Source organism: Fischerella thermalis PCC 7521 (assembly GCF_000317225.1).
Taxonomy (GTDB): domain Bacteria; phylum Cyanobacteriota; class Cyanobacteriia; order Cyanobacteriales; family Nostocaceae; genus Fischerella; species Fischerella thermalis.
On sequence record NZ_AJLL01000106.1, the window covers coordinates 77911 to 90042 of the forward strand.

14 protein-coding genes are annotated in these 12132 nt (G+C 41.5%); 10 read left to right on the forward strand and 4 right to left on the reverse strand.

The window, feature by feature from the left end; translation table 11 throughout:
• Positions 1 to 74: 74 nt before the first annotated feature.
• From UYK_RS0123240 to UYK_RS0123255, 4 genes are all read left to right on the forward strand, one after another.
• The gene (locus tag UYK_RS0123240; protein ID WP_009456594.1) at positions 75 to 1001 is read left to right on the forward strand and encodes an FHA domain-containing protein; all 927 of its coding nucleotides are present in this window, start codon (positions 75 to 77) and stop codon (positions 999 to 1001) included.
• 42 nt (positions 1002 to 1043) lie between these two features.
• Entirely contained in the window at positions 1044 to 1469 is a 426-nt protein-coding gene (locus UYK_RS0123245; RefSeq protein ID WP_009456593.1) for an FHA domain-containing protein, read from the forward strand.
• A gap of 188 nt (positions 1470 to 1657) precedes the next feature.
• Positions 1658 to 2407, forward strand: coding sequence for a M50 family metallopeptidase (locus UYK_RS0123250; protein ID WP_009456591.1), 750 nt, complete (start codon positions 1658 to 1660; stop codon positions 2405 to 2407).
• A gap of 102 nt (positions 2408 to 2509) precedes the next feature.
• Entirely contained in the window at positions 2510 to 2977 is a 468-nt protein-coding gene (locus tag UYK_RS0123255) for a peroxiredoxin (protein ID WP_009456589.1), read from the forward strand.
• Between the two features lie 43 nt (positions 2978 to 3020).
• On the opposite strand, the gene glgA is transcribed toward UYK_RS0123255, so the two are convergent.
• From glgA to cysK, 3 genes are all read right to left on the reverse strand, one after another.
• Entirely contained in the window at positions 3021 to 4454 is a 1434-nt protein-coding gene (glgA, locus tag UYK_RS0123260; RefSeq protein ID WP_009456587.1) for a glycogen synthase GlgA, read from the reverse strand.
• A gap of 338 nt (positions 4455 to 4792) precedes the next feature.
• Positions 4793 to 5764 (reverse strand): hydroxymethylbilane synthase, encoded by a 972-nt coding sequence (gene hemC, locus UYK_RS0123265; protein WP_009456585.1) that lies wholly within the window; start codon positions 5762 to 5764, stop codon positions 4793 to 4795.
• Between the two features lie 272 nt (positions 5765 to 6036).
• A complete protein-coding gene (gene cysK, locus UYK_RS0123275) occupies positions 6037 to 6972 on the reverse strand; it encodes a cysteine synthase A (RefSeq protein WP_026086572.1) in 936 nt (311 codons plus the stop codon).
• A 917-nt stretch (positions 6973 to 7889) separates the two neighbouring features.
• On the opposite strand from cysK, the gene UYK_RS0123280 reads away from it, so the two are divergent.
• The 6 genes from UYK_RS0123280 to UYK_RS0123305 all read left to right on the forward strand — a co-directional run bounded on the left by UYK_RS0123280 (position 7890) and on the right by UYK_RS0123305 (position 11126).
• Positions 7890 to 8345 carry a hypothetical protein gene (locus UYK_RS0123280; RefSeq protein ID WP_009456580.1) on the forward strand — a complete coding sequence of 152 codons (456 nt, stop codon included), beginning with the start codon at positions 7890 to 7892 and terminating at the stop codon, positions 8343 to 8345.
• An 18-nt stretch (positions 8346 to 8363) separates the two neighbouring features.
• The gene (locus UYK_RS0123285) at positions 8364 to 8630 is read left to right on the forward strand and encodes a hypothetical protein (RefSeq protein ID WP_009456578.1); all 267 of its coding nucleotides are present in this window, start codon (positions 8364 to 8366) and stop codon (positions 8628 to 8630) included.
• A gap of 2 nt (positions 8631 to 8632) precedes the next feature.
• Positions 8633 to 8944, forward strand: coding sequence for a hypothetical protein (locus tag UYK_RS0123290; protein ID WP_009456576.1), 312 nt, complete (start codon positions 8633 to 8635; stop codon positions 8942 to 8944).
• A 344-nt stretch (positions 8945 to 9288) separates the two neighbouring features.
• On the forward strand, positions 9289 to 9630 hold the full coding sequence (locus UYK_RS0123295; RefSeq protein ID WP_009456574.1) for a hypothetical protein: 342 nt from the start codon (positions 9289 to 9291) through the stop codon (positions 9628 to 9630).
• Positions 9631 to 9641: 11 nt separating this feature from the next.
• The gene (locus UYK_RS0123300; RefSeq protein ID WP_009456572.1) at positions 9642 to 10652 is read left to right on the forward strand and encodes an LLM class flavin-dependent oxidoreductase; all 1011 of its coding nucleotides are present in this window, start codon (positions 9642 to 9644) and stop codon (positions 10650 to 10652) included.
• A gap of 105 nt (positions 10653 to 10757) precedes the next feature.
• On the forward strand, positions 10758 to 11126 hold the full coding sequence (locus tag UYK_RS0123305) for a hypothetical protein (RefSeq protein WP_009456570.1): 369 nt from the start codon (positions 10758 to 10760) through the stop codon (positions 11124 to 11126).
• Positions 11127 to 11307: 181 nt separating this feature from the next.
• On the opposite strand, the gene infC is transcribed toward UYK_RS0123305, so the two are convergent.
• On the reverse strand, positions 11308 to 11802 hold the full coding sequence (gene infC, locus UYK_RS0123310; protein ID WP_083819804.1) for a translation initiation factor IF-3: 495 nt from the start codon (positions 11800 to 11802) through the stop codon (positions 11308 to 11310).
• Positions 11803 to 12132 lie beyond the last annotated feature (330 nt).

Sequence of the window (12132 nt, forward strand, 5' to 3'; positions counted from 1 at the left end):
AAATCGGAAGCTAGAGTTGTGCCTCTGCTTGCCAGCACTATTGTACGATGACCTAAAACAAAGGTTTAATTTCCATGATCGTCTGCCCTAACTGCAATCACCACAACCCTGATGGCGCTACCCAGTGTGAAGCTTGCTATACCCCCTTACCAGCGACTACTAACTGTCCTAGTTGTGGGGCAACCGTGCAGGCAGATGCTTCTTTTTGCGGGCAGTGTGGCTATCACCTGCGTACAGGTACTGTCACGCCAGTAGCAGCAACTGTAGCACCTGATATTCCAGTGGAAGTCCAACCGTTAGTTTCACCTGATCCACTTGTACAACCACAACCTGCATCAGTGAGTGGATCTGGCAGCTATACCACGCCTGACTCACCACCTTTGCCACCAACGGCTGTAGCATTTCCTTCAGTTCCTTCAGTAGAAAGCAGTCCACCACCACCTCCAATTCCAGCTTTTCATGCTGAGGAAACTAGCCCGTCTCCACCACCAGCACCCCCAGAACCACCAGTTGCTGTACCACCTCCAACCGTTGCAGCCCCGCCACCAGTAGCTGTAGAACAAGAGAGTCCAGTACTAGCAAGTGAAAGTGAACCAGCACCACAACCCACGCCACCACCTCCGCCACCAGCACAACCTGTAGCACCATCACCTGCTAGAACGCAATTACAGCAAGTAACTGCCCGGCTTGTCCATGTCCAAACAGATAGGCAAATTGAGTTGCCACAGAATCTGTCTGTAATTCATATCGGTAAGCCTAATGACCGGATTCCGCCTGACGTGGATGTTTCTGGCTTTCCCAACTCAGAAATTGTTTCACGGATACACTCAGATATTCGTGTTGAGGGAGATGCTTATTATATAGAAGATGTAGGCAGTTCTAACGGCACATACATCAATAATTTGCCCTTATTACCTGGAAACAGGCATCGTTTGAGACCAGGCGATCGCATCAGTTTAGGTAAAGGAGATCTAGTGACATTCATATTTCAAATCTCCTAAATGCTCAGTTATAGTGGAGGAGAATTGATACAAGCCTAGCGCGTGATTACACTTATCCTCTTGCACCCACTACAACCCGTTCCAGCCCAAAGTTGGACTTTTGCAGACGACGAACCAGCCATTTTGATCGGACGAGCGGCGGATAACCATGTTGTTCTGTATAGTGCTGTGGTTTCCCGTCGCCATATAGAATTAAGACGAGTAAACAATGGCTGGGAAGTCCTCAATTTAGGTGCGAACGGAACTTATGTCGATGGGAAAGCAATTGTGAGAGTACCAGTTACCGATGGAGTCATCCTCCGCCTTGCTCGTTCTGGACCGCAAATTCAAATTCGTTTAGGAATAACGACAACCACACCAGCTAGCAAGTCCCAGCGTTGCTTGCCAACCCTCGTAAATGCAGAAAGAGAAACAGAGATTGGAGAAAAATCAGATCAAGAAATTGAAAGTTTACCCAGGAAAAGGTGAATGGTTAGTGGTTAGTTGTTAGTTGTTAGTTGTTTAATACTTACTCCCCATCACCCCATCTCCACTTCCACCAAGCAGCTAAGATAGATAAAAAAGCAACTTCAACATTTGAGGTGGACGACTTTTAAAAACTCTATTAGTGGGCAAAATCCAAAATCCAAAATCTAAAATCTAAAATCGGATAACCCATGAGGGAATCAAAAAAAGAAAATCAATCCCTATTAGCTAACGAAGCTCCACCAGAGGTTGAACGCATGGGGCTTACCTGGCTAATAGGAGCAGCGATCGCGACCATAATTCTGTGGCAAGTTCCGGCAGGGAATTATATTTTATACCCGTTTACTATCCTAGCGACTTGGTTTCATGAAATGGGTCATGGCTTGATGGCCTTAATTCTGGGCGGTAATTTTCAACAATTACTGATTTTTTCCAATGGATCTGGTGTCGCATATTATAGCTACAACGGTGGATTATTCCTAGGTTCTCTTAGTCGTGTTGTAGTTGCAGCAGCTGGCCCCATGGGGCCACCTATTGCTGGTGCGGCTTTAATCTTGGCTTCTCGCAATTTTAAAACTGCTTCGTGGAGTTTAAAAATATTAGGTGGTTTTTTACTGCTATCAACGGTAATTTGGGTCAGATCCCTATTTGGGTTAGTGGCAATTCCTTTACTGGGTTTAAGTATTCTGGGTACTGGTTTGAAAGCACCACGCTGGTTACAGGGATTTACTGTGCAATTTTTGGGTGTACAAGCTTGTGTGAGTACATATCAGCAACTCGATTATTTATTTAGCTACAGTGCAGGCCCATTAGGTTTATCCGATACAGCTCAAATTCAGCAACAATTACTTTTACCTTACTGGTTTTGGGGAACTTTAATGGCGATCGCATCTCTGATTATTCTTGTACAAAGTCTGCGCCTCGCTTATCGTGCTAGTTGACAACTTTCTTTTGCGAGAACGAACCAGTTTCTTGGCAGTGATACAGTAAACTCGGATAATTAAATATTGGTCATATATATTAAGTTTTTTTGCTCAACACATATGTCAGTCAAAGTTGGAGATATTGCTCCCGATTTTACTCTGCCCTCCCAGTCTGGTTCATTAGTTAGCATCAGTAATTATCGCGGTCGCAAATGTGTCGTTCTTTATTTCTATCCGAAGGACGATACGCCAGGATGTACAGCAGAGTCATGTGCCTTCAGAGATCAGTATGAAGTCTTCCAGGATGCTGGTGCTGAGGTTATTGGCATTAGTGGCGACTCCCCAGAGTCTCACCAAAAATTTGCGAACAAGCACCAGCTGCCCTTCATATTATTAAGTGACACAAGTAACCAAGTTCGCAAACTATATGGTGTCCCGACGACTCTTGGTCTTCTTCCTGGTCGTGTCACCTACGTGATTGATCAAAATGGAATTGTACAGCACATTTTCAACTCTCAATTCAACTTTAAAGGTCATGTAGAAGAGGCACTTAAGAAACTGCAATCTTTAAAAGAGGAGCAGGATTAGATAACTAATGTCCCCTCTTAATTCAGTAAATCTCTATTTTCGATCAAGATTTCAAAATCAAACCAGGTTGTTCCGTTTCAGGTTCTTTATGTTCCTCTGCTTCCGGCAAGCCAAGTATCGACCGATACAGTTTGTCATACTGTTTAGCTGAGCGATACCAACTAAAATCCTGACCCATGCCACGTTTTTGTAAATCTTGCCAGTAATCTTTGTATTGGAAGCCTTCCCAAGCGCGAACCATACAAGTGAATAAATCCAACGGCTCATAGCGGTCAAAACAATAACCAGTACCGCTATGATGGATGGGGACATGGTGCGATACGGTGTCCACTAATCCTCCGGTACGACGGACAATGGGTACAGAACCATAGCGTAAAGCCATCATTTGGCTAATACCGCAGGGTTCAAAACGGCTAGGCATTAAGAAAGCATCAGAACCAGCATAGATACGACGGGCTAGGGCATCATTATAAAGTAAATAAGTTTTCATCCGTCCGGGGAAGCGGGATGCCATCTGCCACAATTGGCTTTCGTAGTAGCGATCGCCTGTACCCAATATAATAAACTGGGCATCGGTATAAGACATAAACCGATCCAGAATATTCAACACTAAATCAATACCTTTTTGTTCTACTAGGCGTGTCACCATCCCCACTAAAAAGGCACTCGAATTGACTTCTAGCCCTACTTCTTCTTGTAAAGCAACTTTATTGGCTTTGCGCTTTTCTAGGGTGTCGCTGGTAAAGTTTTGGGCAATGTATTTGTCAGTTGCGGGATCGTAAACTTCAGTATCAATGCCATTGACAATCCCCGATAATTTCCCACTGATAAAAGACATTAAACCTTCTAAAGTCTCACCGTAGGTGGGCGTCTTGATTTGTTCAGCATAAGTCGGGGAAACAGTAGTCACTCTGTCGGCGTATTGCACCGCAGCAGCCATTGTGTTGTGTCCTTGCATATACCAGGGACACCAAGTTATTTTTTCCAAATACCAGCGCCACGGACCTTGATACGCCAGATTATGAATTGTAAACACACTAGTGATATCAGGAGACTGGTGCATCCAAACAGGAATCATACCTGTGTGCCAGTCGTGACAATGAACAATTTCTGGCTTCCAGTAATTCCAGCAAAACTCAGCAGCACCATTGGCAAACAAAGTAAACCGCCAGTGTTCATCTTCTCCAGCATAGATGCGACGGGGCCAGAAAGCCGGATGTCCAAATAGATACAATGGCACATCAGTACCAGGGAGAACACTTTCGTAAACGAAAAAGTCCTGGAACATGGCATATCCATGCCAAATGGGGTCTTTGGGAATCTCCATTTTGTCTGGCAGAAAGCCGTAGTAAGGCAAGAAAATCCGCACGTCATGCCCCATTTTTTTCAGGACTTTAGGTAATGCTCCAACGACATCACCCATTCCGCCAACTTTTGCAACCGGAGCTGCTTCTGCTGCAACAAATAGAATCCGCATGGTAATTTTTGCTTCCCCGAATTTGCCTAGGTATTCAAATTTTCCTTGCTAAACTGTCAGCCAAATTTGGTGGACCTGCTTAGCAACTGTAATTTTTCTTAATATCACCACAATAACAGTTATCAGTTACCAGTTGTCATTTTTCTAACTGATGCCTAATCTGAGTTCAAAACACAACAAGTTTTATGTTTGAGAAATCGACCACCGATGGACACTGATGAACACAGATACACATAGATAGATGATTCGTGTGCATTTAGTCATCTGAATGCAGTGTGGATTTACATTCAGATGTAACTGTTGACTAATCACTGATAACTGAATCACTGTTCACTGATTTAAGAACCACGCTGGATTTCAGCAAAGATTTGATCTAAAATTTCCTGCGCTCCTTGTCCCCGCATCCGTTGTGCTAGTTCTATACCCAGCTGTTCTGCGTCTTTGGTCGCGCCAGAAATGGTGTCTTTGACCACTTTTTGACCATCGACACTGGCGACAATTCCTGTTAAAGTCAAATTATTATCCTTTACTTCAGTGTTTACACCGATAGGAACTTGGCAACCACCTTCTAGTTCCCGCAAGAAAGCGCGTTCCGCTAGACAGCGATCGCGTGTTTCGGGGTGTTCGATGGCTTTGAGCAGGGATATCAGTTCTGTATCTTCAGCACGGCATTCGATGCCCAATGCACCTTGACCAACAGCATGTAGAGAAACTTCTTTGGGGAGAACTTGATGAATGCGATCGCCCATTCCTAAACGCTGCAATCCAGCTACTGCCAAAATCAAAGCGTCGTACTCACCAGCGTCTAGCTTGGCCATGCGTGTGTTCAAGTTACCACGCACATCTTTAAATGTGAAATGGGGATAGCGATGGCGTAACTGTGCTAGGCGACGCAGAGAAGATGTACCAATCACCGCTCCCTCTGGCAGGGTGTCAATTTGCTTGTCTTTGTGCTTTTCATGCACCACAAGCGCATCGGCGGGATTTTCCCGTTCTGTAATTGCTGCTAGAACTAAACCCTCTGGTAAGCGAGTCGGCAGATCCTTGAGAGAATGAACAGCAAAGTCAATCTCCTGATTGATCATTCCCAGTTCGAGTTCCTTGGTAAACAGTCCTTTATCACCTATCTTGGCTAATGCCACATCCAAGATTTTGTCGCCGTGGGTGGCCATAGTGTGGACTTCAAAAGTAATATCGGGAAAGCTTTTTTGTAGTTGTTCTTGTACCCAATAAGTTTGAATTAGAGCAAGTTGGCTTTTACGAGAACCAATGCGGATTGTACGGCTCGGACTGGAAACCACTGATGTCATAAACCAATTATGTCAAAGGGCAGAGATAAATTCACTTCATCTAGACTACCGCAGTGGGTGACGTTCAGCGTTGCACTCTGCCCATTGCCATTAAGTTTCTTTTTTTAGCTTTACGTATCTTTACAAGTTTTGTTGTTTGTAGCAAGGTTCTCTATGCAATGGAAATAGCATGGGATCGTGATCCAGCAATCTACACTTTTTGAGCAGGTACAAATGCCGTCTGACTTCTTCCCTGGGTCTTGCTTCTTAACAGAGGGTTAAGTAATCCCCAATTACCAATTCTGAAACATCGGTGTACTCAAATAACGCTCTCCAAAGGAAGGCTGAATCACCACAATCAACTTTTGTGCATTCTCCCGTCGTTTCGCTACTTGTATTGCTGCACACAAATTTGCACCCGAAGATATACCCGATAACAAGCCCTCTTCCCTCGCCAAACGTCGCCCAAATGCGATCGCTTGTTCATCACTGACTGCGATCACTTCATCTATTAAGTCTGTACGGAGAACTTCAGGGATAAATCCTGCGCCAATACCTTGAATTTTATGTGATCCTGGTTGTCCACCAGAAAGTACAGGGCTATTTTGGGGTTCAACTGCGATCGCTTGGAAACTTGGTTTACGTGCTTTTATAACTTCAGCTATGCCCGTAATTGTTCCACCAGTACCCACCCCAGCGACGACAATGTCTACTTGTCCATCTGTGTCTGTCCAAATTTCTTCAGCTGTGGTTTCGCGGTGAATTTTGGGGTTAGCTGGGTTGCGAAACTGTTGCAGCATGTAAGCATTGGGAGTGTTAACCACGATTTCTTCGGCTTTGCGAATTGCTCCCCGCATTCCTTCTGTTCCTGGTGTTAATTCTACAGTTGCACCATAAGCTTTTAACATGGCTCGTCGTTCTATACTCATGGTTTCGGGCATAGTCAAAATTAAACGATAACCACGCGCCGCCGCCACCATTGCTAATCCTATTCCCGTATTTCCGGATGTTGGTTCTACTAAAATACTTTTTCCTGGTTCAATTAATCCAGCAGTTTCTGCTGCTGTAATCATACTCGCAGCAATCCGATCTTTTACGGAAGCAGCCGGGTTCATTCCTTCCAACTTAATAACAATTCTGCCCACACATCCCTCTGTTTGGGGAATTTTATTCAGCTGGACTAATGGCGTGCGTCCAATTAATTCAGTCACGTCACGGGCAATTCGCACGAATAAAACTCCTTGTTGGGGAATGGGGGTGATGGGGTGATGGGGAACTCGGGGCCCCCACTGGGGATTAGGGGCAGTGGGGAGTAAACAACTAACCACTAACCATCAACAACCAAACAATCTTAAAAGAGAATTTAGTTGATTTCTGTAATTTTTAATGATAATTTAAAGCTTTTCTCTGAAAATCATTAAAAAATGATATTATATATTTTTTTATCTTTATTAATGTTAATTAAGTGTATATTTACTTAGCTATTTTTTCTTGAAACTCTGACTTTTCTCTTACTAAAATTTGGCAATTTTTTCAATAATTTCAGAATGAGTACTATCTATAGAAGTGAAATTATAATTTTCTCTTTTGAATTTTGACTTTCGACCTTTGAATTCTACAAATTGCTGACTGAGTACATCAATGCCAGTACCCTATCTGGAAAATGCGAGTCCCTATACCTCAAAATACTAGCACCCATCCCCCAAAATATTTTTTAAACACTGATTAAATGGCAATTATTAGCTTTGAGTACAAACTTAATTAATTTAATAATCTTGATCCGGCTGCAAACAGCTCTTCTCGGCTAAGGCAGCTGCTATAAAACATATAGGATTTACGCAGAGATTCCCCTCTACCCCCCCTGCAAAGGGGGGACTTCTTAAGCCCTCACAAATGTAAAGTAGATGAACTAATATATGAGTGGCTTGGAATGTGTAAGTTCTCTGGTAAAAATTCGGCTTGTTAAACAATAGTGATTGTTTACTTTCTTGTGATTATCAGTTTTCACATTTATATGTTCACTGATAACTGTTAACTGATTGGGCTTAACTTTTGGGTGTTCATACCTTAATTACTCCACAGGGTCAATTCAGACAAAAAGATACTGTCTCACGGGGTGCATACTACCTAGCAAGGGAGAGCCAAAATGAGACTACAAATGTCTAAGTTTTTTATAGTTTGCTTACTGACTTTGATAGTGCTTTCACCTGAGCTAGTAGTATTGAGTTTGGTTTTTGAACAACATATGCAGCTAGTCGAAATACAGCATTTAACCTGTAAAGTAGAACAAATGCAAACAGGTGTATTTCGTATTATTAGTAGCCAACATACTGATTTGTTAACTCCTGAGCAAGAATGTCAAAAGTTTGCCCATGATACAAATAAAATCAAAATATTTGATACTAATTTTCTACATATTTTGCTCACTTACACTCAAATATATAAAGTTGTTGATTTATTGAAATGGTTCTTTTTGTTATTCCCTATAGTTTTGGGAATATTCTTTTTTTTATACGACAGGTATCTAGTTTATCGGGCTGGAATTTTTCAACAACAAGTGGAAATGTTGGAAAAATTATGGCAGGAAAGCATTGAGCAATAAGCAATACATAATAAATTTATGACAATGACAGAAGAACGCCAAAATCTATACTTTGATTTGATTGATCAGTTACTTAGCTGTCCTAATGGTCAGGAACCAGAAGTTTTGGAAACTCAGCCAGAATTACTTGATGCCGGTTTAATACAAACAATGTTACAAGTTGCAGCTGTATTTGCACATCAAGGCAATGATGATGGAGCAAAGTTTTTGATTCATGTTGCCCGTGAATTATCTAAGCAGTTAGGGTTATATCCTGAAATTCCTGATGTTCCAAATAAGGAGTAAAGATGTTATTAACTGCAACTGACGCAGGACAAATCGCTTTAGAGTTTCTCATGGCTGAGTGGAACGTTTTAGAAGCAAATAGAGAGTGGTTTGTCATTGTTAATTCTCGTTTGATTGGCATGAGTTGGTACATTGTAGAAATAGCTGTAGAGGGATTTCCTGATCGGTGGTATGTGCAAGTTTATGACACAGGAGAATGTGATCCAGATTATACATTTATATCTCCAATTCATGGTTCAGAAGGATATGCTGATCTGACAGAATTACCAAGTTTGGTAGCTGAAGTATTAGTGTCAGAGCGTAATTTTCGTTAGCAGGTAGAAATAAAAATAAAATTTTTATACATTGCTTGTGTGTTGTTAGGTTTGTAGTGATTTTTGCTAATTTCACTACAAACTTTTATTTGATGATGAATTGGTAATTAAAAAATTATATTTTTTAATTATAAATTTAATATATTTTATTATTTATTCTATGATTTGGTCATATTTACACGACTAAATCATGCTATATTAATAATGTGATAAACCCTAAAAAATAGGGCATGGTTGCTGACTTAATTGACCAATTGAAAGCATATTAAGAATGAAGCATGAAGTATTAAATTTCATTCTTCATCCCTAATTCTGACTCTTGCCTGATTGCAATAGGTTTTGTCATGATTAGAGAAGATATATTATCCAAAGAATATGTGAGGATCGTCAAAAAATATTACCCCAAAGTCGGAGAATTGTTAGATGACTGTTATGTCAAAGTCATCACCAATTATTGGGGACGACCTCCCAAACGTTTGCGCTACATAGGGATTTATTGTCCTGGCGAAATGATGCCCCGTGTGCAAGCCCACAAAGAAGTGCTCCGAGATTTAGCAGAGAACATGGGGTTAGTTCAGGTAGTCTTCCTGAATGCCTCGCGACTGTTACGTGATCCCATGTCGAAAATCAAGCAAGCAGATCCGCGCTTGTGGTTAGATTTGCATTGGGTAGCAATGTCTGAATAATAGCGATCGCAATGAGAACTGGAATTTTCTGCAATTATGAAAACTATCATCAAGACGCCCATCGCGCCATTACTGAACAAGTTGCGATGGTAAAACACTGCGAAAGTTTAGGTTTTGATGAAGCTTGGGTAACAGAACATCACTTTAACGAATTCAATCTCAGTCCCTCAATCTTGGTATTGATGGCACACTTAGCGGGCGTGACTTCCAAAATTCGCTTAGGTTCGGCGGCGGTATTATTGGCATTTCACAACCCCATCCAGGTAGCAGAAGACATTGCCACACTCGATCACCTCAGTGGTGGACGACTAGCTTTTGGCATAGCCAAAGGCGGACCTTTCCCTGAACACAATAGGCATTTTGCCACACCTATGGGTGAATCTCGTGCCAAAGCTTTAGAGGCGATGACATTAATTCATAAACTTTTGTACGAAACAGATGTATCCTTTCAGGGGAATTACTATCATTGCGATCGCATCACAATTTTCCCCAAACCTTTGCAGAAACAGATACCTGTGTATATTGCCAGTGGTGATGACGAGGGGATAACCTTTGCCGCCAAACATTCTTTTGGTTTAATGGGGGGGCCACCCTTTTCCCTAGAGAGATTGAAAAACACTGTTATCAAATATCGGACATTAAATTCCAGTGGTTCTGAGAAACTGATGTTGGCACGCTTCTTTTTTGTTGCTAAAACCTATGATCAGGCAGTGAGTGAGGCTTTACCTTTTATCCGCAAATTTAGCCAAAAAATGCAAGCCAATGCTGCTGTCGTGATGCAAAATCAAAATCACGGCAACCAGCATCAAAAGCCTTTTGATCGCCACAATATTTGTTTTGAAGAAGACTACCTGATTGAGAACTCAATTATTGGTGACGTAGCAACTTGTCGCGACAAAATCAAAAGATTTCAGGACGAATTAAATATAGATGCACTGGCACTTAAACCCTCAGCTTTTGATTGGCAAAAAAATCTCGAAAGTTTAACCCGCTACAACCAAGAAGTGCGAAGTTATGTCTGAAAAGGGTTAGTGGTTAGTTGTTAGTTGTTAGTGGTTAGTGGGAAAAATTGACTACTAACTACTATCTACTAACCACCAACAAATTTTGAATCAAGGGCTAATATCATGAAGAAACCCTTCTTGCCTCCAGATGACATGCCACCCAACGAGGTGACGCCACAGGATAGAATGTTGTATCTGGAACTAGAACAGTCAATAGGTGCGTGCTTTTTTCAAGCGTGCGATCGCATCACACAAGTATTATTATCTAGTTGTCAGTGGTATCTCACGACCAAAGACGGTAGTCTGAAATTAGTAATTGACTGCCCAGATATAGTCACCTACTGGCATATAGTCAATAATATTCCCCAACTAGGAAGCAAGTTAGAAAAATTTAACAATAACGCCAATCTTCGCGTCTATCCTCCCTTTGGTAAAGGGATGCCTTTTGAAATTAGTGTCAATGAAATTTCAGCTTATCGAGACTGGCTTTAAATAGTTATCAGTCTTCAGCTATCAATTCTATCATCTAAATGATAACAAGCCAGAGGCCCATTCCACTAGAAAAAATTTTGATTTGTGGATTGGTCGTCTGGCTCATTGAATATTATTAGACCCTCTTTCACTTCAATTTCTTCATTGAGGGACTTTCTAACGAGATTGTTAAAAGATAAATTTAGGCAGGAATGACTTGAAGAATTAGTGAACGTTTATCAAGCGACTGGACTTTACCCACTGAAGTAAGATCATTGACAATACGGTCTAGTAATTTTCCAGCTTGATCACGATATTGATGTTCTCGACCTCTTAAACGAATGGCAAATTTTACTGAATCACCTTTACTCAACCACTGAGTCGCTTGGCTAATACGTAAATTGTAGTCAGCCGCACCCACATTTGGACGGAATCGTACTTCCTTGACCGTGGGTCTAGCACTCTGGCTTTGACGTTTTTTCTTTTGATACTGAAGCTTACCATAGTTGAGAATCTTCGCCACAGGAGTATCTTTGTCTTGAGAGACTACAACTAGGTCAAGATCTACACTCTGGGCTAGCTCTAGAGCTTCACGGGTGTCAACAAGACCACGATTGTTATTCTCATGATCAATCAACAAGACTTGAGGAGACTTGATTTGGGAGTTAATTAATTGTTTTTGGACTACGATAATGATTTCCTCTCAATTTTTCAAGAGTTTAGCTTTGCAAGTAATACTAAGGTAACACAACGTCAACTATGAATAGTCTGATACCTTACATCTTGCATCAAGCCGTGAACTTGAGTTCACAGTTATAAGTTCTGCTAACTGTCTGGAAAGGCAAAAGGTAGAAGGAGTAAAAAGGAATTTTAATTGCTTGATTGTCAACTCTGCTCATGGAAGTCTTGCACCAAGATCAACAAGAGCCAGAATTTCTTGTTCATGTTACTGCTAACAAGGGTTTGAAGCCTCAGCCTCCTAGCTGTTGCAACTCTTGCAAGATGTAAAATTTAACAGTTTAAAAGC

Bases quoted from the DNA above. Each gene is read 5' to 3' on its own strand.
- UYK_RS0123240 (WP_009456594.1), top strand. From the start codon at position 75: ATGATCGTCTGCCCTAACTGCAATCACCACAACCCTGATGGCGCTACC.
- UYK_RS0123250 (WP_009456591.1), top strand. From the start codon at position 1,658: ATGAGGGAATCAAAAAAAGAAAATCAATCCCTATTAGCTAACGAAGCT.
- UYK_RS0123255 (WP_009456589.1), top strand. From the start codon at position 2,510: ATGTCAGTCAAAGTTGGAGATATTGCTCCCGATTTTACTCTGCCCTCC.
- glgA (WP_009456587.1), bottom strand. From the start codon at position 4,454: ATGCGGATTCTATTTGTTGCAGCAGAAGCAGCTCCGGTTGCAAAAGTT.
- hemC (WP_009456585.1), bottom strand. From the start codon at position 5,764: ATGACATCAGTGGTTTCCAGTCCGAGCCGTACAATCCGCATTGGTTCT.
- UYK_RS0123280 (WP_009456580.1), top strand. From the start codon at position 7,890: ATGAGACTACAAATGTCTAAGTTTTTTATAGTTTGCTTACTGACTTTG.
- UYK_RS0123285 (WP_009456578.1), top strand. From the start codon at position 8,364: ATGACAATGACAGAAGAACGCCAAAATCTATACTTTGATTTGATTGAT.
- UYK_RS0123290 (WP_009456576.1), top strand. From the start codon at position 8,633: ATGTTATTAACTGCAACTGACGCAGGACAAATCGCTTTAGAGTTTCTC.
- UYK_RS0123295 (WP_009456574.1), top strand. From the start codon at position 9,289: ATGATTAGAGAAGATATATTATCCAAAGAATATGTGAGGATCGTCAAA.
- UYK_RS0123300 (WP_009456572.1), top strand. From the start codon at position 9,642: ATGAGAACTGGAATTTTCTGCAATTATGAAAACTATCATCAAGACGCC.
- UYK_RS0123305 (WP_009456570.1), top strand. From the start codon at position 10,758: ATGAAGAAACCCTTCTTGCCTCCAGATGACATGCCACCCAACGAGGTG.